Raw genomic sequence first — 20,886 nt, 5'->3', positions numbered from 1 at the left:
CTGTCTCATCGCGTCTCATATCTGCTCACGTTTTTAGTACCCAACCAATTACCCTATACTCTCATCCAAGATACTTTGGGTACTAAATAGGTTTAAAAATGGCAAGACGTGTAATTCAACTGACAGATAAAAAAGTAAAAGGCATTAAACCAACCGAAAAAGAACAAGTGTTCAGTGACGGGCAAGGCTTACAACTTAGAGTTATGCCAAATGGAACGAAGTCATGGCGTTTTGTATACAAGAGTCCCACTAAAGGAAAACGGGCTAATATAGCTTTAGGCACATATAAGAAACTATCGATAGCTAATGCAAGAAAAAAAGCAGAAGGCTACCGTGAGCTAGTAGCACTAAACATCGATCCCAAACACCACGAAAAAGAAGAGAAGGAAAAACACGAGGCTATACATAAGCACACGCTATTCAATGTGTCACTGGAGTGGATGGAACTAAAGAAATCAAAAGTAACCGAAAACTACGCGAAGGATATCTGGCGCTCATTTGAGCTTCATGTTTTCCCTACTTTAAGCTCACAACCTATATCTATGATTACAGCACAGTCCGTAATCGAAACTCTAAAGGTAGTAGAAGCTAAAGGTTCTCTGGAAACTGTTAAACGTCTAACACAGCGCTTAAATGAAGTTATGGTCTATGCGATGAACTGCGGACTACTTCAATCAAATCCGATTAGCAACATCCTAGCTGCTTTTAAAAAGCCCACTAAGAAAAATATGAAAAAGCTGGAATCAAATGAACTACCAGCTCTAATGAATGCACTAGCAAACGCGAGCATTAAACGCTCTACACGCTGCCTTATTGAGTTTCAACTTCATACTATGACAAGACCAAATGAGGCGGCTGGCGCGAAATGGGCGGAATTTGATTTACTAGAAGTATATGGCTCATACCAAAAGAAAGAATGAAAAAACGAAAGGAACACCGTATACCTCTAACTGAAGAGGTAATTAATCTGCTGAAGACAATGAGAGCAATGAATGGAAATAGCGAGTATGTGTTTCCATCAATTAAAGATCCGAAAAAACCAATGCATAGTCAAACCGCAAATATGGCACTCAAGCGAATGGGTTTTAAGGATCGCTTGGTATCTCATGGTATGAGAGCTATGGCTAGTACGACCCTTAATGAGAATGGCCATGATTTCGTGTTGGTGGAAGCTGCTCTTGCCCACGCAATTGGTGATAGCACTCAGCGTTCGTATAACCGTACAGACTATCTAGAACGCAGAAGAGACCTTATGGATAGGTGAAGTAAGCATATCGTCAACGCATCTCAATCAAGAGTTTCATTGGCGGTGGTAGCTTAAAAACACAATAAGTCACAAAACACAACAAGTCGTGGTAACTCGGAATTGGACATTTCTGAATTACAGCGATTACTAAATTAACAAGTTGTGAAGAGCACAGGTCGTATTTATGATAAGTCTGAGCACAGAATGACTTTTGAAGGAATACTCTATCGAATGAGAACAGGTACCCCATGGCGAGATTTACCTCAAGAGTTTGGTGAATGGAGTTTTGTCTACAGGCGTTTTAATCTTTGGTCAAAGAAAGACATCTTAGTTAAATTTTTCAATCAGTCATCAAGCTCTGACGATTTTGAATGAGTCTTTTTAGGTGGCTTTATTGTCCGAGCGCATCAACATAGTACGGGTGCGGCTACTTAAAGCTCTGAACAAATAGGAAAAAGCTATAGGGGGAGCAATTCAACGAAAATTTATTTAGCAGTGGATAGTGGCGGCTTGCCGATTTGCTTTGATTTATCAGAAGGTCAACTTTCGACATAGTGCATGTCGAAAGTTGAGTTGAGCAACTCGATCAAGTTAATATTATCGTTTGTGATAAAGGATATGACAAGCTAGAAAGGAATTGTGTCAGCATGTTATCGCTAGCATTTATGTTAATGTGGCTACCAATGTATTGCTGAACATGAAATGCACAGAAAAAGTCAACACGCCCTAGTGTATATGATACTGGTCCTTTATTTATTACCTATGTATATCAGAAAAACATTTCACCACTTCTCCCCCTCTTTTTTCTGGCAGAATGGTTATAACGGTCAAAACTCAACCACCTTGTTCGGGAGGTGAGAGTCGGAAAACCATTTTATTTTTAATTGATTTCTTACCAAGAAATTTGTTTCCATACACAGAGGCATCACTAATATTCACTGGAAGAGCTAATGTGGCTTAATCTTTGTACTGAGCAGGAGTGGCAGCTACTAGCTTTTTGAAATTACGATGAAAGTGGCTTTGATCATTAAACCCTAACTCAGTGGCTACTGAAGCAATATTGTGACCTTTTTTTAGCAACACTTTGGCTTCATTTATCCGCATGGCAATTTGCATGGCATGAGGCGTTATCCCATAAGATTTTCGAAATGAATGAATTAAGTGGTATTCACTTAAGCCAGAATGATGAGCAATCTCTTTTATGGAGATATTGTTTTTAAAGTTGTTCTGAATAAAGCTATGAGCCTTGGTTATATTTGCTTTTTTTAGGCTCAAATCGTCGATATCTAGACTGTTGGCGTTGCGAAATAAATTAGAAAAGAATGTGATGCTTTCTTCCTCTACCTTCATCTGACCGACATTGTTTATGATTGAGTCAGCCAATGATTGGAACTGCCAATAGAGCTCGGGATCATTAGTATGGATAATCGAGAATGGTATAAATTTTTTTGACGGGTTATCTACTATCGTGGACTGTATGTTACTCAACCACTTTGGGCATACATACAGCATTTTATAGCTCCAATTCGTATCCGGAATGGGGTTACATGAGTGCACTTTCAATGGGTTCACTATGACAAGAGAACCCATTTCAATTTTCCTGTCTATATTATTGTTAAAGTAATCACTTTGGCCTGAATCTACCGATCCAACAGAGAACTCTTCGTGAGTATGCTTGCCGTAACATGCGTTTGAATTAGTGGAACAACGCAGTTCTATTGGAACCACATCGGATCGGTAAAATTGCCGTTTAGTCATGTGAACTCATATTGTTTCAACTAGATATAAAGAAAGTATATATAACTGTTAACGCTAGTAGTAGCCCCATAGAAATGTTAAACGTCCTGAACTGCTTAGGGGTCCCTATGATAGAACTGATGGTAACCCCAAGTAGTGCCCACGCTGAAATCGAAATGTAGCAAACGACAAAGAATATCCCACAGAATAAAAGTAGTATCTCCTGTCCTACGTTTTGTCCCGTATAAAAAACTGAAATACCAGCAAGAGAAACAATCCACGCTTTAGGGTTCAGCCACTGACACATCATCCCCTGTAAGAATGATGGCGCGGCACTGCTTCCTTCTGAGTCTTCACCTTTAGTAGCCGGTTCTTGGGTGGCAACTTTATAGGCGAGATATAATAGAAAACCTCCTCCTACCTACGTCATACCCTTTGCTAAATAAGGAGTCTCGGTCATAAATTGAGATAATCCAAAACCCAACAAAAACAAAATTGACACAAACCCGAAAGTTGCGCCAGTAATATGAGGCATAGTACGAGTATATCCGTGATTTGCTCCTGTTACAGTGGCTAAAATATTTACTGGACCTGGTGAGATCGAAGTGACCAGTGCGAAAACTGTCATCGCTATTAGTAGTGAAATCATTATTGTTCCTTAAAAATCGGTTACTTCGCCAGTGCTATCAATGAAGCGGTGCTCTTGTAAATCAACGATTCGATATCTTTTGGGTTTTATCTTGCCCGTCTTACAATAGCCAACTTTCCCCTCCCAATACCCCTGCTCAAACTCATCGGTTAAATATAACTCTGATAGACACTTGACTCCCTTATAGCGATATAATGAGAAATCAACCAACCTGATTGGGTAGCCTTCTTCCAACGACAAAGCCGCACCATCAATAGCCCAAATGTTTATAGCTCGGTTTTCAAAAGCATTGTCAAGTTCGATAGTTGAATCATAAACTCCTTTCGTTGTGCCTAAACTAAGTTGTTTAAGGTTGTAGCAACGATACCTCGATGGATTGCTCCCAAAATATTCGAATAGCTCTTCCAATAAAATACCAGTCCAAGTTCTTCTGATACTCCAATTACATACACAAACAACTCTTCTATTTTCCGTAATAGTTGCGATCTTTTGGAGCTCTTCAAATGTAATTTGAATCGGTGACGACTCATAAGGTAAAAATACCTTTAGTGTCCAAGTAGACATATCTATTGCGTCAAATGACTCTGGCGGTCCTTCTTGATAGTAACGAAGAGAAGAAGGTTTCTTTTCAATATATGGTGTTTCCATGTTGCGAATCTCCCCTTATACATTTTTAACGCAGCGCAATCCGACAATGTTGTCTCGTACTGTTGGTGGATAATTATCTCTACATGTACAACGCATGTAGTCCTCATCATGTAGACCAGAGCCACCACGAACGATGTGATCATCTTGTCGAACACTGATATAGACAGGATCTGAATTAGTCTTATCCCATGAATAGTTAGGCTGGTAATTATCTCGACACCACTCTGCTAGATTCCCAGCCATATCCATGTACCCAAATGGAGAACGATTTTGAGGGTGGTCATCCCACTCAGTAGAGCGTCTATCAAGTTCTAATGTTTCACAGTCTGGAGCATAATTAGCTATTGAAGTCGATGGTTGGGAGTCGCCCCACGGATATAACCTATTATCGTTACCTTTGGCTGAAAATTCCCACTGGGCTTCTGTTGATAGTTCTTTATCAACGAAATTTGCGTACGCCTCAGATTCATACCATCTGATCTCAGTCACAGGTTGTTTCGCACCATTCCACATTGGATTGCGCCCGTACAACGGCTCTGTTATTTCATTTACTTGAATGAATTTAAATCCGTTTTCTGACCAATACTCTGCTCTTTCGTAGCCTTTTTGATTGACAAATACCGCAAGATTTTTATTTGTGACAGGATGAACATCAATAAAAATCACTCAATGTAACCAGTGATATTTTTACATGCCTAGTAATAGACTGGAGGAGAAAAAAGAACGAACCTAAAAGGAGCGTTTGATTATTCATGTAGAAGTTATCGACCCTTTGATATGCATTTGCAACGAGGAGTAAACATGTATCATTGGACTCTACATGATCTGACGCTTGTTCAAAGGTACTGAATAATAATATTTCTAATTGCTCTCCAATAAGACTGGATAGATATCTTGCTGCACATTGGCTGCTTGAGCCTTCTGGTCCTAGTGTTGCTATGGAGGTTATGTGTGGGGTTTGCCTAAGCCAAAAATTGTCATTGTTTGGTATCATTGTGTATTCCTTTTACCGTTCGCTACACAATAAAACTCTCTTTAACACAAGTATTGTACAAAACTGTTATTTATCCCCCCACCACATTGCCTACTCACCGTACCACGACACTCACTGATGGACGAGGGTTACAAGTTTGCACCAACGATTAAATCCTCTACTCTGTCAATAAGTAGCATTCAATGGAAATGAGTAATGTTAAAAGGCAGTGAGTACCCTTCTATTCGGGCATTGAGAACCTTTGTCGCGGTCGCAAACCACTTAAGTTTTTCTAAAGCAGCAGACACATTGTGTGTGACGCAAAGTGCCGTAAGCAAACAAATCGCTAGCCTAGAGCAACTGGTAGGGTTGCCTCTTATTCAGCGAGGCTTAAATGGTATTGAATTAACGGAAGAAGGACAGCGTTACCTACCAGAAGTTACTGAAGCGTTAGGGCTAATACAGCATGCCACCGCTAATCTGATTCAATCAGGCACCGAGCAAGAGCTGCTGGTAGTAGATGTTACACCTTCATTTGCGAGTTTGTGGTTGGTGCCGCATATTAATGACTTCCACCAGCGGTATCCCAATGTTCGGGTAAAAATTCATACCGGAGATAGCGTACTCAGAAACCTTCACGGTGAAAGTGATCTACATGTCCGATGCCTTCCTTTGTCGACTCATTATGAATACAGCCAACTTCTGTGTAAGGAAACATTACTTTTGGTGGGCGACGCCTCTCTCCCTACATTAAAAACGAAGCAAGCGATCAACCATTATCCATTAATTCCTCAAACCACTCGCCCTCAATTATGGGAACAATTCAAACTCACCCACTCTTTGGATAACCCAATCACTTATCACGCTGTGGGGTTTGAACATTTTTATCTAGCTTGTGAGGCGGTCAGAATGACAAAAGGCTTCGCGCTACTGCCAGACTTTATGGCGCGATATTCGATTCAGCGGGGAGATATTCAGCATATCCTCAACCTTTCATTAGAAAGTGGTTATGGCTATTACGTGATGATTCCAAACTATCGCTTATCCGCCAACAAAGTGGTGATGTTTCACGAATGGTTAAAAAGCAAGCTGAGTCATACCAGTGCTTCCGCTTAACTTATTTGTATGAGTCACAGCAGCTCAAAATTGCTATTAGTGTATGTATGTTCAAATTTATGGCATTCTCATTAATATTGTTTGAAAAGGATAAATGGATTGAAAGATATGGACACCAATTCGCCCAAGCTCTCTTTACGTACCATTGAGCCAACCGACTACCCTGAGCTCGCAGAACTAATGGACCTGGTTTTTCCAGATGTGGGTGGCTCATGGCCCCGTCTGACAATTATGGATCTTATTCATCAGTTTCCTGATGGTCAGATCTGTATCGAAGATAATGGCAAGATTATCGGTGCAGCATTAACAATAAAAGTAAATTACAATCGTTTTTCACTTCCTCACTTATACACCGACATCATTACTGAAAATAACGTTATCCAAAATCAAGTCACGGGTGACGCGATGTATGGCTTAGATGTGTTTGTTCATCCAGATTACCGAGGCCTTCGCTTAGGACGTCGCTTGTATGATGCACGTAAAGAATTGTGTCGAAGCAAAAATTTCAAAGCAATATTAACTGGCGGTCGTATTCCGAATTACCATAATCACTCAGATGAGTTGAGCGTCGCGGAATACATCAATAAAGTTAAGCGCCGAGAACTGCACGACCCAATCTTATCTTTCCAACTCGCCAACGATTTCGATGTTAAACGCATTATGCGTGGTTACTTACCAGAAGACAGCGCCTCTGAAGGCTACGCAACGTTATTGGAATGGGATAACTTTTTCTACGAAGAAGATATTCAGTCGGTACACGACGTAGAAAAAACGTTGATCCGCATCGGTGTTGTGCAATGGCAAATGCGGGCGATGAATGATTTGGAAGATTTATTGGATCAAGCCGAGTTTTTTATCTCCTCTCTTGCTAACTACAAAGCGGATTTTGCTCTGTTTCCAGAGTTCTTTAATGCCCCACTAATGGGATTAAAAAATGATAAAAACTCAGTAGAAGCGATTCGCTTTTTAGCGAGCTTTACCGAAGAGATAAAACATCGTTTCTCGCAAATGGCGGTGACTTACAACATCAATATTATTGCGGGCAGTATGCCAGTTATCGAAGACGGCAAACTCTATAACGTCGCTTACTTACTGCAGCGTGATGGTCAAATCAACGCACAGTATAAAATCCACATCACACCACATGAGCAAAGAGATTGGGTGATTGACGGCGGAGATCACGTTCAAGTATTTGAAACGGATGCAGGGAAAGTCGGTATTCTTATTTGCTACGACAGCGAGTTTCCAGAATTGGGCAGAATGTTGGCCGAACAAGGCGCACAAATTGTGTTTGTCCCCTTCTGGACAGACACCAAAAACGGCTATCAAAGAGTACGCATCTGCTCTCAATCACGCGCTATCGAAAACGAATGTTACGTTGCAATTGGCGGCAGTGTTGGGAACCTACCTCGTGTGGATAACGTGGACATTCAATACGCACAATCGGCAGTATTCTCGCCTTCCGATATCTATTTCCCACACGACTCAACGCTAACAGAAGCCAGCGCCAACACTGAGATGATCATCTTTGCCGACGTTGACCTAACTAAGTTGAAGCAACTTAATACCGAAGGCTCAGTGACCAACTTACGTCATCGCCGCCTCGATTTGTATGGTGCATTCACCAAAGCAAAAGAATAGTGGCAACACCTCGTTAGCTTTTCACCTGCGATGGCTGGCGAGGGTTCTTTATCTTCGACGTAAAGTTAGCCAGAATTATTAAAACGATGTCAGTTTCCGTGCTTTTGAGAAACAACAATTGACCGGATAATACAATCGGAGTATCACTCCATCTTCGTTTCGCCTTCATTAGGGGAAAGCTTTTGGAACATATCAACGATCTACTCATGTCCATGAAGCCTTTGCTGGAGCAATATGGCTATCTTGCGCTTATCGTCAGTATCTTTCTTGAGGGGGTAGGCATTCCAATGCCAGGACAGTCTCTGATGATCGCAGCATCGCTCCTTTCTTCAGAACAGGTCATGAGCTTAAGTATGGTGATGATGGTGTCTTGGTTGAGCTGCTTTTTGGGCAATACCTGTGGCTACCTAATCGGTTACTACTTTGAAGGTTGGCTGGATAAAAAGGGCTACATTTCTGGGCCAAAAATGCAGACGCTTCAACTCTCCATCCAAAAATACGGGCCAACATGTTTGGTGGTAAGTCGCTTTATTGAAGGCATGAAGCAATTTATGCCCCTTGCCTGTGGCATTGCTAAGATGCCACGTAAAGAGTTCTTAATCGGCAATGCACTCGCAGCAACAGTCTGGGTGTTGGTATTCAGTTTGTTTACCAACTATGCCTTCGAACACCTTAGCTTGCTTAGCAACCTGTATACCGAGCACAAATATCTTGTTTGGGCACTCGCTGCAATTCTGTTTATGTGGATGCTCTTTGGGGTCATCAAGCGCAAAAAAGCCAAATCGACGCAATCACGTTAGCCAACATAAAAGCTCGTGGTATCAATTGGATATGTAACACGAGCTTTTTCTCTTATTCGTCAGGAAAAAAATCAACAGCCATTTAGACGTCCAGACGTTGACAATGCATAAATGTGAGATTAGTCTGCTCTTCTCTCTTATTATTAATATTGTCGTTTACATGTCCGGTTCCCAGCACACAGCTAAAACAATCACACCTTCTGCGGTAGCACTGATCCCTCTTATTGTCTTTCTTGCGCTTTTTATTGGTGTAGGTACATACTTGTCTCTTCAGGGCGTTGAATTTGCGTTCTATCAGTTGCCCGCTCCAATCGCGGTATTGCCTGCAATCATCGTTGCCTTTCTTCTAAGTAAAGATAAGCTCAACCGCTCTATTGAACACTTTATGCGTGGCGTAGGTCATCAAGATATTATTGCTATGTGTATGATTTACTTGCTTGCTGGCGCATTTGCCGCCGTGGCAAAAGCCTCTGGAGGCGTAGATGCAACGGTAAACCTCGGCTTATCTGCCATCCCTACAAGCATGATCTTACCGGGAGTCTTTCTGATCTCGGCTTTCATCGCCACCGCTATGGGAACCTCAATGGGAACCATTGCGGCCGTCGCTCCTGTAGCCTTGGGGATTGCAGAGTCTGCTGGCATGAGCTTGCCATTAACAGCTGGTGTCGTACTAAGTGGGGCGATGTTTGGTGACAACCTGTCGATTATCTCTGATACGACCATCGCGTCGACTCGCTCTCAGGGCTGTGAGATGAAAGACAAGTTTAAAGAAAACATTCGTATTGCCTTGCCTGCGGCAATGGTCGCTATTGTTATTTTTGCTTTCAACAGTACCGCAACCCAAGTACCTGAGACTGGCGCCATTGAATGGCTGAAAGTGCTGCCATACGTGACTATTTTGATTTTGGCGATATCTGGGGTAAATGTATTTGTTGTGCTGTCTATCGGTATTTTGTTAGCTGGTAGTGTGAGCTTAGCGTCGATTGATGATTATGGACTGACAAACTTAGCGCAAGACGTATACACCGGCTTTGGTAATATGCAGGAGATTTTCCTACTCTCGATGCTGATCGGTGGCCTGAGTGAACTCATGCGTCGTCAAGGAGGCCTTGCATTTTTGACCAATTTAATCAGCAACCTGATCCACACATTTGGCTCTCGCCACTCTAAGCACGCAAACAGCCGTGCAAGTGAATTGGGCATTGCTGGTCTGGTTTCGATGGTTAATGGCTGTACGGCTAACAATACCGTGGCTATCATTGTATCGGGCAGTGTTGCGCGTCAGTTAGCAGAAGAGAACAATATCTCTCCTCGTCGCTCGGCAAGTTTGTTGGATATTTTTTCGTGCGTGGTTCAAGGTGTTTTACCATACGGTGCTCAAGTACTGTTACTCGGCTCAGTATTTAATTTGTCTCCACTCGAAGTGGTTGCCAACTCTTATTACTGTTTTGCATTGGCAATTACAGCCGTGATCGCCGTATTCGTTACACACCCAGCGCGACAGTCGGTAATACAGCCAGAAAGTTAACGAAAAAAAACAATAAAAGGCGCCATTGGTGCCTTTTTCTATTTCTATCTCGTGACCTGTAAGGCGTTATGCCATGAGTGGGCATTGTGTAACGGAATCTTCAAATGTTGACTTATCTTACTTAACGCTTCAACTTGCGCAGCATTGCTCCGAGCCAACTTGCCGCTTGCATCACTATGATTGTTTTCAAACCCGACTCTAACATCTAGCCCCAATAACATCGCACTGGTCAAACAATCTTGCTCTTTCGCACCGAAAGCACAAACCGCACATCGCACCTTTTGTTCCATAAAACGCTCCAAACTCAAGCCTCTTAAATCCCATGGACACGATTGTTGTGCGTGCTGATAACGACCTAGCACCACCAACGCATGCTGATTATGTATTGGTAATACGCCTCGCTCACGCAGTGAGAAATAGCGTTCAATATCAGCCTGATCGTAGAGAATGATTTGACTCAGGATGTTTTGCTCTGCCACCCAGTAAAAAAAGGCGCTTCCTTCATTTTCGTACCCACTATCAGGGATCAATTCCCTCAAAGCAAAAGAAGCCGCTTCCGGCCTCAGTGCTTTAACGACTGCCATTTGTTGTTGTCGGGTATATATGCCGACCGCTTCGGTGGTGAGCTGGACGAGCATCGCCTCTCCTACCGCTTCTTTCACGGCTTGGTATATCGCCATGTTCTCTGCAATGTCTAATGAATGGCATCCATTGGCGTCTCTGGCATGCAGATGGATCATGGCAGCCCCTGCCGTTTGGCACGCTATCGCTTCAGCAACTAACTCGTCAATTGTCATCGGTAAGTTAACGTGATCTTGTTTACTCTTCCTTGCACCGTTTGGCGCAACGATAAGCGCGATCGGCTCCCTCGTAAACGTTCTTTCTACGTCCATGTTTTTGCGACCTCGTTTAACGTATCTGCTAATTTGTCCACTAGCTCGTCAATCTGTTGCGGCTGGATAATGAAAGGGGGAGCAAGCAAAATATGATGTCCGTTTATCCCGTCAATCGTGCCGCCCATTGGATAGCACATGAGTCCATTTTTCATCGCTTGCTGTTTGATGCGTTTATCTGCCAATGTTGCTTTGTTTAACGGTGCTTTGGTCTCTTTATCCGCGACTAACTCAATGCCTAAAAATAATCCTTTCCCACGGATATCTCCGATATACGGCAAGTGAGACAACGCTGCCATTAACTCATTGTACAAAAGAGCCCCTTGTTGATTAACCGAGGCTAATAAGTCTTCTTGGAAAATGGTTTCAATTGTCGCCACCGCTGCCGCGCAAGCGACGGGATGCGCCATAAAGGTATGTCCATGTTGGAAAAAACCACTGCCGGTTTCAATCGCTTGGTAAACGTTGTCATTCACGACTACGGCACCGATAGGTTGATACCCCGCACCGAGCCCTTTCGCCAAACAGACAAGGTCTGGCTCCGCACCTTCTTGTTCAAAAGCAAAAAAACGCCCACTTCGACCCACGCCGCACATCACTTCGTCCATGATAAGCAACACCTCATATTGATCGCAGATCTCACGAATACGGGTAAGGTAACCTTGAGTTGCCGGCACCGCACCTGCCGTCGCCCCTACAATAGGCTCCACCACAAAGGCCATAACTTTCTCTGCACCCAACTCGAGAATTTTCGCTTCTAACTCATTTGCCGCGCGCAGTGAGTACTCCAACTCTGACTCATGATGCTGCTGATGACGATAAGCGTAACAAGGTGCGATATGATGGCTGGGTGCTAAAATGGGTTTGAAAGGTTCACGTCGCCACTCATTCCCTCCCACCGCCAAAGCACCGAGCGTATTACCGTGATAACTCTGTCGCCGAGCAATAAACTGATTTTTCTCTGGTTTTCCGGCTTCCACAAAATACTGACGCGCCATTTTTAATGCCGATTCCATAGCCTCCGAGCCACCACTTACTAAATAAACGTGATTAAATTGCGGTGACATGTGCTGACAAATCAGCTCCGCCAATCGCTCACTACTCTCACTAGTAAAAAAGCCAGTATGGGCAAACGGCACGCGCTCAATTTGATCCAACATGGCTTGCTTAACGGCTCGATGGCTATGACCAAGGTTTGATACCGCAGCGCCGCCACAAACATCGAGATACTGCTTACCTTGCTTATCAAACAGGTAAACCCCTTCACCATAGTCGATAGTTGGTAGTGTGTTGTGACAATAACGATGAAAGACATTCGACATCTGAGTCCCTTCCTCTGTTCAACATTCATCCACATCATCAGGAGTAAAGGCAGCAAGAACAAGAGAATAAAACTCACCCCATATGAGCTTTTGTCATACCACAACCCAAAAGAAATAAATCATTAAAAATACAATAAGGCCAGCCTTTTACTAGGCTGGCCTATGGGAACCCAAAAGCGTTATATCAGTTTTTTTTTACGCGTTTAGCGCTTGCTCTAAATCCGCTAAAATATCATCGATATGTTCAATACCGACGGATAAACGGATCATCTCAGGTGACACTCCAGCTTGCTTTTGTTCCGCTTCACTCAGCTGGCGATGGGTCGTCGACGCTGGGTGACAAGCCAGTGACTTCGCATCACCAATATTCACCAAGCGTTTAAATATTGTTAGTGCATCATAAAAACGCACCCCCGCTTCATAACCGTCTTTCAAACCAAACGACAAAATCGCCGAAGGCTTACATTTCATGTATTTTTCTGCGAGCGGGAAGTGTTTTGAACTTGGTAATCCGGCGTAGCTGACCCAACTCACTTTGTCATGTTGTTCCAAAAATTCAGCGACTTTGAGTGCGTTCTCGGTATGGCGCTCCATCCGTAGCGAGAGCGTTTCTAATCCTTGCATCAGCATAAACGCGTTCATTGGTGATAAAGCCGAGCCAGTATTACGCAGTGGTACGGTTCGTGCGCGTCCGATAAACGCGGCTTCACCAAACGCTTCGGTATACACCACCCCATGATAAGAAGGCTCGGGTTGGTTGAATACTGGGAAGCGTTCTTTGTGTAGCGCCCAAGGGAACTTGCCAGAATCGACTATCACGCCGCCGAGTGTTGTGCCGTGGCCACCAACGTATTTTGTTAGCGAGTGCACCACGATATCCGCGCCAAATTCAATCGGTTTACACAACACTGGTGTTGCAACGGTATTATCCACTATCACAGGGACACCTTGCGCATGAGCAAGCTCGGCCACGCGTTCTAGATCAATGATATTCCCGGCAGGGTTACCAATGCTCTCGCAATACACCGCTTTGGTATTCTCATCAATCAGTTCCGCCAAGCTTTCTGGCTTATCGTCTTTAGCAAACTTCACCTGAATGCCTTGATTTGGCAACATGTGAGCGAACAAGGTGTAAGTGCCACCATAAAGCTGCGGTGTAGAGACGATGTTATCGCCTGCTTGCGCCAGTGTCAGGATCGCATAGTTAATCGCAGCGCTCCCTGCGCTGACGACCAACCCCGCGATGCCTCCCTCTAAAGCGGCCATGCGCTTTTCAAGTACATCATTAGTGGGGTTCATGATGCGAGTATAAATATTCCCTGGAACTTCGAGGTTGAAGAGATCAGCGCCGTGTTGGGCGTTCTCAAATTCATAAGCGACCGTTTGATAAATTGGAGTAGCAACAGATTTGGTGGTTGGATCCGTTTCATAGCCGTAATGGATCGACAGCGTTTCGTCTTTCATGTTCTTCCCTGCATGTTTGTCTAATTTAATTCACACCTTAAAATCACACTAAGGTGCTCTAGTGATCGTATCCCAGTGTTATTTGAGGTATCACGTTATATTGCCGTTTTTCTCAGCCAAGAACACAGGGATAACTCACAGAGAGATAAAATGCTAGCCCAATTGTTGCAACAGCCAAGTTCGAAACGTTTCCGTAGCATGAGTACGTGTGTTCATGATCAAATAATACCCAGCATTGGCCGGAATCGGCTCAAATGGTGAAACCAAACGCTGCGTCGTCAACTCATCGTCGAGGAGCGCCAGTCTTGCCATCGCAATGCCAACCCCTGCTTCTGCTGCTGACATCGCCATATCGGTTCGGTTGAAAAAGTGTCCGACATCGGTTTTCAAGTCTACCCCCATATTGGATGCCCAATACAACCACTCATAGTCACGCGTCGCTTTTTCCCACGGCATCGCATCGTGGAGTAACGTCGCCTTCTGCCACTGCTCTGACGACATTAACCCTTTTTGACCATTCAAAGGGGCTTTTAGCCACAGATGATCCTCAAGGTATTTTGGGCTCATCACGGGCAGCAATTGTTCATCGAGGATCAATTCTGCATTGCAGTCTCGGTATGGATGAAGCCCGTAGTCAATAGCGACGTCATAGTCTTTTCGTTCACTATTTACCAAGGCCCCTTCCGCAAAAATTTGTACTTGGATATCTGGATTATCGTGATGAAAACTCTCTAATTTCGGAACCAACCATTTGAAAGCGAAAGAAGGGGTGAGCTTTAAACGAATTTCATTGGTGTGCTTTTCAGCTTTCAACTCATCAAGCAGTTTACTTAACTCTGAAAAATGAAACTGCGTCGCTTGGTGCAATTGACCGCCTTTTGCGGTTAAACGAATACCGCGAGAATGCCGTTCAAACAAAGTAAAACCTAACGACGCTTCTAACTGAATAATTTGCTGACTAACCGCTCCGGTCGTAAGGTGTAAAAACCTCGCAGCACCAGTAAAAGTCTGATGCTCCGCCACTTGAGTAAACAGCCATAAGCCACTTATCCGATTACCTCTCATCCTTAAGCCTATAGTTTTTCTAAATGCTGTATGTAATTTATATCGATTGTTAACAAAAGGTAAAGAAAAGAAACTAACCACTACTGATAAATGTGTGGAGTACATCAATGGAAGTCATCGTAGTCGGCAGCGGCGTTATCGGCTTAACTTCTGCTTGGTATTTATCTCAAGCAGGCTATCAAGTCACCGTTATTGATCGCCAACCCAGCAGCGCAATGGAAACAAGTTTCGCCAATGCAGGGCAAATCTCTTATGGCTATTCTTCCCCTTGGGCTGCACCTGGTATTCCTGTTAAAGCCATCAAGTGGTTAATGGAAGAGCACGCGCCACTCAAAATCAAACCGTCTATCAATGCAGAGATGATCCGTTGGGCAAGTAAGATGGTGGCGAACTGTAACCTGCCGCGCTATCAGATTAACAAAGCCCGCATGCTTTCCATTGCGAATCACAGCCGTCAGTGCCTAGAACAATTACGTCAAGAGCATGCCATTGAATATCAAGGTCGCCAGTTTGGGACACTGCAATTATTCCGCACCCCTAAACAACTCGATGCGATAGAAAAAGACGTGCAGCTTCTGCAGCAGAGCGGAACCCGATTTGAGCTGATGGACGTAGAACGCTGCATTGGACAAGAGCCTGGACTGGCTCTAATGAAAGACAAATTAGTCGGCGGCTTGCATCTTCCCGATGACGAAACGGGGGACTGTTATCAGTTTTGCCAACAGCTAACAGAGCTCGCAAAGAACCACGGCGTCAGATTCGAGTTCGATACCGGAGTGAGCAATTGGGTTACGGCAGGCAAAAAGGTCACAGGTGTCCAAACGAACCGTGGGTTATTCAAAGCAGACCAATTTGTTATCGCCTCTGGCAGCTATTCTACGCCACTACTCAAACAGCTCGAGATTGATATCCCGGTTTATCCTGTTAAAGGATATTCACTCACCATTCCTCTCAAAGACGCACAATGGGCTCCTCGTTCCACGGTGATGGATGAGACCTATAAAGTCGCCATGACCCGCTTTGATGACAGAATTCGTGTAGCAGGGACAGCAGAGCTCGCCGGATTCGACGCTTCTCTCCCACAAAAGAGAAAAGACACCATCGAAATGGTTATCCGTGATCTTTTCCCTCGCGGCGGAGACTTCAACCAAGCAGAGTTTTGGAGTGGATTTAGACCAATGACGCCCGACGGCACTCCTATCATCGGTGCCACCCCTTACAGTAACCTTTTTACTAATACTGGCCACGGCACACTAGGATGGACCATGGCTTGTGGCTCAGGTCAACTTTTGGCAAGCATCATGCTAGGAGAAAAAATAAAAGTAATGGATAACGCTGCACTCAACTTGTACCGCTATGCTTAAACGCGAAATTGAACCAAAAGCAACAGTTAATTACTCCACAAAGCGCATAACAATTGGCATTTTTAACTCACCTAAACGGCAGCACACTTCAATGAAACCGTGCTGCATATTTAATCAAACACAAATCTTACGACTTAAAAATGACGAATAAGCAGTAGGAACCAAATTTTAACAACATCTAGTTATTCTGTGTTCATCATCACGATACCAAGGATTTTTAGCCAAAAAAGTTAACAATTGCATTACATAAAGGGTAATGTTTTGGGTGAAAAACAACCATAAACACAACTAACAGGGAAAATACTCATGCAGTCATTAGTTGATTTTTTGAATGGAATTATCTGGAGTCCAGCTCTGATCTACTTGTGCCTTGGGGCAGGCTTATTCTATTCCATCATGACTCGTTTTGTGCAAATTCGTCACTTCTTTGAAATGTGGCGCTTGTTGCTATCAGGAAAGAGTTCAACAAAGGGAATATCATCATTTCAGGCGCTGGCCGTTTCATTATCTGGCCGTGTTGGTACAGGTAACATTGCCGGCGTAGCCGCTGCCATCGGTTTTGGTGGCCCTGGTGCCGTATTTTGGATGTGGGTTGTTGCCTTCTTTGGCGCAGCAACTGCCTATGCAGAATCAACTCTCGCACAAATTTATAAAGAAGAAGACGAAGGCGAATTCCGTGGTGGCCCTGCTTATTACATTGAAAAAGCGATGGGTCAAAAATGGTACGCTTGGATCTTTGCTATCGCAACCATCTTTGCATGTGGGGTTCTACTGCCGGGCGTTCAGTCGAACAGTATCGGCAACGCGGTAGAAGCTGCATTTGGTTCCGGTGACATGATTGAAACCGCTATTGGTACTTTCAGTTTTGCTAAAATTTTCACTGGTACGGTTGTCTGTATTATTCTCGCTTTCATCATCTTTGGTGGTGTAAAACGTATTGCCAGCTTTACTCAAATCGTTGTGCCATTCATGGCTCTGGCTTACATCATCACGGCATTTGTCATTATTCTTCTTAATATCGGTGAAGTTCCACGCATCTTCGGCATGATCCTCGGTGACGCGTTCACACCGATGGCAGGTTTTGGTGCGGCCATCGGTTGGGGGGTAAAACGTGGGGTTTACTCTAACGAAGCCGGCCAAGGTACAGGCCCGCACGCAGCAGCCGCAGCAAGTGTAGACCACCCTGCTCAACAAGGTCTTGTTCAGTCTTTCTCTATCTACATCGATACATTACTTGTATGTTCAGCAACGGCATTTATGATTCTTATCACTGGTGCATACAACGTAAATGGTGCGATAGAAGGCACCTTCCTCGTGCAGAACTTACCTGCGGATATTGGTGCAAATGGCCCTGTGTTTACACAAATGGCAATTGAAAGTGCTCTACCGAGTGTCGGTAAACCATTCATCGCAATCGCTCTGTTCTTCTTCGCCTTTACGACGATTTTGGCGTACTACTATATTGCAGAAACCAACATTGCTTACATTCGTCGTACGTTCAAAGTCAATGGATTGATGTTCATTCTAAAAGTGGTGATCATTTCATCGGTATTCTATGGAACGGTAAAAACGGCTAACTTAGCTTGGGCAATGGGTGACGTCGGCGTTGGTTTAATGGCATGGTTGAACATTGTCGGTATCCTGATCATCTTCTTCATGTCTAAGCCAGCACTAAAAGCACTGAGCGATTATGAAGAACAACAAAAACGCGGTGTGACCGACTTTACCTTTAACCCTGTTGCTCTGGGCATCAAAGGCGCGGATTACTGGGAAGAGAAATACACGCGTAAAACCGGCAAAGCGCCAACGGCAGACAGCGGTACAACGGATACGATAGAACAACCGTCAACCTAGCACTACCTTAACAATAAGAAAAAGCAGTGGCCCTGTTGGGGTATAAAAAAGGGGATTAACCATAGGTTAATCCCCTTTTTGTTATTTATTCCGTATTAAGCTGTCGCTACGACTTCAACTTTACGCGCGACTTTTGCTTTACCTACGGGTAGAACAACACGACCAAACTCGTTGTTTAGTACTTGCGCCATTGCGAAGTAAATCGCACTAGCACCACAGAAGATGCCTTCGAAACCTGCGATAGTCCCGATCACTTCACTACCAGTGAAATCACGCGCTGCAAGCAAAAAGAACAAGATAGTCAGAGAACCAAATACTACTTGTTTTGCGGTTGGGTAGCACAGAGAGCCAATAAACATGAAACCAGTGAAAATTCCCCATAGTGCTAGATACCATCCCATAAAACTTGCAGGGCTTGCAGGTAGGCCCATGTATGGCATCACGATTAAACCAACCAGTGTTAGCCAAAATAGACCGTAAGAACTAAACGCTGTAGTACCGAAAGTATCACCGCGCTTAAAGCACATGATGCCAACGATTACTTGGCTAAGGCCACCGTAAAAGATGCCCATCGCTAGAATCATCGAGTCAATTGGGAAAAATCCCGCGTTATGGATATTCAGCAGAATAGTGGTCATACCGAAACCCATTAGACCTAGCGGTGCAGGGTTAGCCAGTTTTGTCGACATGTACAAATACCTTTTCAAAAAAATTGATAAAAAATGCGCGCGAATTTTAATGGACCTCCCAGCAAAAGAGAAAACCCATTATTGGAAACTTAGATTCCATAAATAATCATCTTTCAGCGTAAAAAAGACCCCGCTAGAAAAGCAGAGTCTTAATAGAGAGTTAGGCTACTTATCGCTCAGTCATTGGCAAGCGATCTCATCCCAGAACCAATTGCTCTGCGTTGGCGTCTCCCACACGCCTGGACCGTTTTTAGCAATAAAGCATTTGCCTTGGTATGTGACTTTTTCTCCGTTTGCCACTTGAGTCGCCCCCAGTTCCCACTGAATAAAGTTGCCTGTCACTGGTGGCTCTGGCTTGGTTACCGGTGGCTCAGGTTCAGTGATTGGCGGCTCTGGTTCCGTTGTAGGCGGCTCGCTAGGCACACCAGAAACCAGTTTCCACGGGTCCCCCTGTGTTGGCTCATTACCTTGAGACCACCATTTCGCTTCGTAAACCGCACCTTGATAAGAGACTTGGTCACCAGTGTTATACACTTTGCCAATATCCCAAGCTGCCACCCCTCCTACCGGTGGATCGACCGGATCAACTGGGGCTAACTTATCAACCACGCGAACTTCTGGCCACCCTGCATGAGATTGGTAGAAGTTAGTCACACACTTTTCGTAATCCCCAGCCACCAGCGCCGAGTATGCCGTTTGGAAACCAACCAGTTCACATTCAAACGAGTGGCCGCCTGGGCGATCTGAATAGTACTTCCAGTTACCATCCCAGTTCGTGTACAGAACGTCTGTCGCACCATTTAGGTTTAGGCTGCCGTAAGGCGTTTGCTGCCAACAGGTGTTCGTTTCATCGGCTTCGATTGGGATTTGGTAGTGTGCTGCCAAACCTTCCCAATAACGGATACGGTTAACAGGCTGACCTTTATCTTTGTTTTGCTCACCACATTCAATGCCACCATTGATCACGTTAATTGTGGTTCCGAAGCCGTAGCCAATGCCTGCATCAAGTTCACGTTGTGAAGGAACCCAAGTACGGTCAATCACATGGAGCATTGCTGGTTTAGGCGCTTGTGGGGTTAGGAAAAACCAAATTGCCGACGCCAAGTTCAACCATGAATCCGCAACCAATCCTGGGTTTTTCAGCAATACAGACGCATCGCCATCAAACATCACTTCAGAAAACGCGCCATAGTTAAAGTGGTAAGACAGTTGTTTAGCACCACGCCCAAAATAACCCTGTCCTGGCTCACACGGCCAACGCTTGTTCTGCCAATCGTTCTGGCCACAACCGGTGGTGTAACCCTCTTGACCTTCTGACCAGCCCATTTCACGTACATGAACCAACGCTTGTTGCCACTCCTCCAAACCAAGTGGGTTGTCCGAGACGTTATCAATCGAAATATGACCACCGGTTTCCTGAGCAAAGTGAGCAAACGCCGTCACGATCGACTTTTTACAAATCGCATCAGAATCGCGCCCATCGGTATACTCGCCACAAAATGCTGGGAACTTACCGATTGCTCGTAGGAAACGCGTATAAGTGTATTCTGGTGCCGCCATTTGGGTAAGGAAGTTCCATTCTCCCTCAGGGAACACACGCTCAACACGTTTAACGTTTATTGGGTTGGTTACCGCACTTGGAAAAATGGCCTCAACCACAGAATTGGGCCGCGTTTCTAGGGCTTGTGACCAAGTCGCATACATAGGATCAGAGGTCTTACTCTGCTCTGCAACCTGAATATCACCACGAACAATGACGTAGCCATTTGGGTTTTGCGGATCAGGTTGGATATTCATACTTGCGTTCGCTTGCGCCGCTAGGACACAACTTAATGCAATAGGAAGATGTTTGAGTGCAAACATGTCTAGTCTCCAGTATTGACGATATATAAGGGAT

General features: G+C 44.3%; 19 protein-coding genes and 2 pseudogenes. 10 read left to right on the top strand and 11 right to left on the bottom strand.

From position 1 onward, the window contains the following. The first annotated feature begins 98 nt into the window (after positions 1 to 98). The 3 genes and pseudogenes from AC3D28_RS00410 (at position 99) to AC3D28_RS00400 (ending at position 1,941) form a co-directional block, all read left to right on the top strand. Positions 99 to 920 carry an integrase arm-type DNA-binding domain-containing protein gene (locus AC3D28_RS00410; protein WP_488535192.1) on the top strand — a complete coding sequence of 274 codons (822 nt, stop codon included), beginning with the start codon at positions 99 to 101 and terminating at the stop codon, positions 918 to 920. Continuing rightward, a complete protein-coding gene (locus AC3D28_RS00405; RefSeq protein WP_488535191.1) occupies positions 917 to 1,264 on the top strand; it encodes a tyrosine-type recombinase/integrase in 348 nt (115 codons plus the stop codon). The genes AC3D28_RS00410 and AC3D28_RS00405 overlap by 4 nt, the downstream gene beginning before the upstream one ends. A 144-nt stretch (positions 1,265 to 1,408) precedes the next feature. Beyond that, a pseudogene (locus tag AC3D28_RS00400) lies at positions 1,409 to 1,941 on the top strand (IS5 family transposase). A 262-nt stretch (positions 1,942 to 2,203) separates the two neighbouring features. Here the strand turns inward: AC3D28_RS00400 and AC3D28_RS00395 are convergent. From AC3D28_RS00395 to AC3D28_RS00375, 5 genes and pseudogenes are all read right to left on the bottom strand, one after another. Continuing rightward, a complete protein-coding gene (locus AC3D28_RS00395; protein ID WP_488535190.1) occupies positions 2,204 to 3,004 on the bottom strand; it encodes an AraC family transcriptional regulator in 801 nt (266 codons plus the stop codon). A gap of 16 nt (positions 3,005 to 3,020) precedes the next feature. Next, positions 3,021 to 3,344, bottom strand: a pseudogene (locus AC3D28_RS00390) (LysE family translocator); the annotation flags it as partial. A gap of 60 nt (positions 3,345 to 3,404) precedes the next feature. Next, positions 3,405 to 3,632, bottom strand: coding sequence for a LysE family transporter (locus tag AC3D28_RS00385; protein WP_488535189.1), 228 nt, complete (start codon positions 3,630 to 3,632; stop codon positions 3,405 to 3,407). Positions 3,633 to 3,641: 9 nt separating this feature from the next. Next, positions 3,642 to 4,280, bottom strand: a complete 639-nt coding sequence (locus AC3D28_RS00380) for a molybdopterin-dependent oxidoreductase (protein WP_488535188.1) — start codon at positions 4,278 to 4,280, stop codon at positions 3,642 to 3,644. Positions 4,281 to 4,295: 15 nt separating this feature from the next. Then, positions 4,296 to 4,946 (bottom strand): formylglycine-generating enzyme family protein, encoded by a 651-nt coding sequence (locus AC3D28_RS00375; RefSeq protein WP_488535187.1) that lies wholly within the window; start codon positions 4,944 to 4,946, stop codon positions 4,296 to 4,298. 318 nt (positions 4,947 to 5,264) lie between these two features. Between AC3D28_RS00375 and AC3D28_RS00370 the strand changes: the two genes are divergently transcribed. From AC3D28_RS00370 to AC3D28_RS00350, 5 genes are all read left to right on the top strand, one after another. Further along, complete coding sequence (locus AC3D28_RS00370; RefSeq protein WP_488535186.1) at positions 5,265 to 5,426, top strand: hypothetical protein; 162 nt, start codon at positions 5,265 to 5,267, stop codon at positions 5,424 to 5,426. Between the two features lie 43 nt (positions 5,427 to 5,469). Beyond that, on the top strand, positions 5,470 to 6,369 hold the full coding sequence (locus tag AC3D28_RS00365) for a LysR family transcriptional regulator (protein WP_488535185.1): 900 nt from the start codon (positions 5,470 to 5,472) through the stop codon (positions 6,367 to 6,369). A 108-nt stretch (positions 6,370 to 6,477) separates the two neighbouring features. After that, positions 6,478 to 8,010, top strand: coding sequence for a bifunctional GNAT family N-acetyltransferase/carbon-nitrogen hydrolase family protein (locus AC3D28_RS00360; RefSeq protein ID WP_098416362.1), 1,533 nt, complete (start codon positions 6,478 to 6,480; stop codon positions 8,008 to 8,010). Positions 8,011 to 8,216: 206 nt separating this feature from the next. After that, positions 8,217 to 8,810 (top strand): DedA family protein, encoded by a 594-nt coding sequence (locus AC3D28_RS00355; protein WP_488536026.1) that lies wholly within the window; start codon positions 8,217 to 8,219, stop codon positions 8,808 to 8,810. Between the two features lie 160 nt (positions 8,811 to 8,970). Beyond that, entirely contained in the window at positions 8,971 to 10,338 is a 1,368-nt protein-coding gene (locus AC3D28_RS00350) for a Na+/H+ antiporter NhaC family protein (protein ID WP_488536025.1), read from the top strand. A 44-nt stretch (positions 10,339 to 10,382) separates the two neighbouring features. Here AC3D28_RS00350 and AC3D28_RS00345 read toward each other — a convergent pair whose 3' ends face one another. From AC3D28_RS00345 to AC3D28_RS00330, 4 genes are all read right to left on the bottom strand, one after another. Then, entirely contained in the window at positions 10,383 to 11,231 is an 849-nt protein-coding gene (locus AC3D28_RS00345) for a beta-keto acid cleavage family enzyme (RefSeq protein ID WP_488535184.1), read from the bottom strand. After that, positions 11,222 to 12,553, bottom strand: a complete 1,332-nt coding sequence (locus AC3D28_RS00340) for an aspartate aminotransferase family protein (protein ID WP_488535183.1) — start codon at positions 12,551 to 12,553, stop codon at positions 11,222 to 11,224. Before AC3D28_RS00340 ends, AC3D28_RS00345 begins: the two co-directional genes overlap by 10 nt. Before the next feature lie 195 nt (positions 12,554 to 12,748). Further along, the gene (locus tag AC3D28_RS00335) at positions 12,749 to 14,017 is read right to left on the bottom strand and encodes an O-acetylhomoserine aminocarboxypropyltransferase/cysteine synthase family protein (protein ID WP_488535182.1); all 1,269 of its coding nucleotides are present in this window, start codon (positions 14,015 to 14,017) and stop codon (positions 12,749 to 12,751) included. A 153-nt stretch (positions 14,018 to 14,170) separates the two neighbouring features. Further along, on the bottom strand, positions 14,171 to 15,082 hold the full coding sequence (locus AC3D28_RS00330; protein ID WP_488535181.1) for a LysR substrate-binding domain-containing protein: 912 nt from the start codon (positions 15,080 to 15,082) through the stop codon (positions 14,171 to 14,173). 107 nt (positions 15,083 to 15,189) lie between these two features. Here AC3D28_RS00330 and AC3D28_RS00325 point away from each other — a divergent pair, with 107 nt between their 5' ends. Further along, a complete protein-coding gene (locus AC3D28_RS00325) occupies positions 15,190 to 16,446 on the top strand; it encodes a D-amino acid dehydrogenase (protein WP_488535180.1) in 1,257 nt (418 codons plus the stop codon). A 306-nt stretch (positions 16,447 to 16,752) separates the two neighbouring features. Beyond that, the gene (locus AC3D28_RS00320) at positions 16,753 to 18,300 is read left to right on the top strand and encodes an alanine/glycine:cation symporter family protein (RefSeq protein WP_098416369.1); all 1,548 of its coding nucleotides are present in this window, start codon (positions 16,753 to 16,755) and stop codon (positions 18,298 to 18,300) included. A 95-nt stretch (positions 18,301 to 18,395) separates the two neighbouring features. Here AC3D28_RS00320 and AC3D28_RS00315 read toward each other — a convergent pair whose 3' ends face one another. Then, positions 18,396 to 18,989, bottom strand: a complete 594-nt coding sequence (locus tag AC3D28_RS00315) for an acetate uptake transporter (RefSeq protein WP_098416370.1) — start codon at positions 18,987 to 18,989, stop codon at positions 18,396 to 18,398. Between the two features lie 180 nt (positions 18,990 to 19,169). After that, positions 19,170 to 20,852: a chitinase gene (locus AC3D28_RS00310; RefSeq protein WP_488535179.1), complete on the bottom strand. Its 1,683-nt coding sequence runs from the start codon at positions 20,850 to 20,852 to the stop codon at positions 19,170 to 19,172. Between the last annotated feature and the right edge of the window lie 34 nt (positions 20,853 to 20,886).

Source organism: Vibrio sp. TAP-3B (assembly GCF_057784735.1).
The sequence above is the reverse complement of the archived record's forward strand: the minus strand, read 5'-3'. Positions and strand labels throughout refer to the sequence as shown.

What these genes read in the sequence shown, in the direction of transcription:
- AC3D28_RS00310 (WP_488535179.1), bottom strand. Translation starts at nt 20,852, where the DNA reads ATGTTTGCACTCAAACATCTTCCTATTGCATTAAGTTGTGTCCTAGCG.
- AC3D28_RS00350 (WP_488536025.1), top strand. Translation starts at nt 8,971, where the DNA reads ATGTCCGGTTCCCAGCACACAGCTAAAACAATCACACCTTCTGCGGTA.
- AC3D28_RS00335 (WP_488535182.1), bottom strand. Translation starts at nt 14,017, where the DNA reads ATGAAAGACGAAACGCTGTCGATCCATTACGGCTATGAAACGGATCCA.
- AC3D28_RS00395 (WP_488535190.1), bottom strand. Translation starts at nt 3,004, where the DNA reads ATGACTAAACGGCAATTTTACCGATCCGATGTGGTTCCAATAGAACTG.
- AC3D28_RS00405 (WP_488535191.1), top strand. Translation starts at nt 917, where the DNA reads ATGAAAAAACGAAAGGAACACCGTATACCTCTAACTGAAGAGGTAATT.
- AC3D28_RS00380 (WP_488535188.1), bottom strand. Translation starts at nt 4,280, where the DNA reads ATGGAAACACCATATATTGAAAAGAAACCTTCTTCTCTTCGTTACTAT.
- AC3D28_RS00330 (WP_488535181.1), bottom strand. Translation starts at nt 15,082, where the DNA reads ATGAGAGGTAATCGGATAAGTGGCTTATGGCTGTTTACTCAAGTGGCG.
- AC3D28_RS00340 (WP_488535183.1), bottom strand. Translation starts at nt 12,553, where the DNA reads ATGTCGAATGTCTTTCATCGTTATTGTCACAACACACTACCAACTATC.
- AC3D28_RS00360 (WP_098416362.1), top strand. Translation starts at nt 6,478, where the DNA reads ATGGACACCAATTCGCCCAAGCTCTCTTTACGTACCATTGAGCCAACC.
- AC3D28_RS00315 (WP_098416370.1), bottom strand. Translation starts at nt 18,989, where the DNA reads ATGTCGACAAAACTGGCTAACCCTGCACCGCTAGGTCTAATGGGTTTC.
- AC3D28_RS00385 (WP_488535189.1), bottom strand. Translation starts at nt 3,632, where the DNA reads ATGATTTCACTACTAATAGCGATGACAGTTTTCGCACTGGTCACTTCG.
- AC3D28_RS00355 (WP_488536026.1), top strand. Translation starts at nt 8,217, where the DNA reads ATGTCCATGAAGCCTTTGCTGGAGCAATATGGCTATCTTGCGCTTATC.
- AC3D28_RS00365 (WP_488535185.1), top strand. Translation starts at nt 5,470, where the DNA reads ATGTTAAAAGGCAGTGAGTACCCTTCTATTCGGGCATTGAGAACCTTT.
- AC3D28_RS00320 (WP_098416369.1), top strand. Translation starts at nt 16,753, where the DNA reads ATGCAGTCATTAGTTGATTTTTTGAATGGAATTATCTGGAGTCCAGCT.
- AC3D28_RS00325 (WP_488535180.1), top strand. Translation starts at nt 15,190, where the DNA reads ATGGAAGTCATCGTAGTCGGCAGCGGCGTTATCGGCTTAACTTCTGCT.
- AC3D28_RS00345 (WP_488535184.1), bottom strand. Translation starts at nt 11,231, where the DNA reads ATGGACGTAGAAAGAACGTTTACGAGGGAGCCGATCGCGCTTATCGTT.
- AC3D28_RS00410 (WP_488535192.1), top strand. Translation starts at nt 99, where the DNA reads ATGGCAAGACGTGTAATTCAACTGACAGATAAAAAAGTAAAAGGCATT.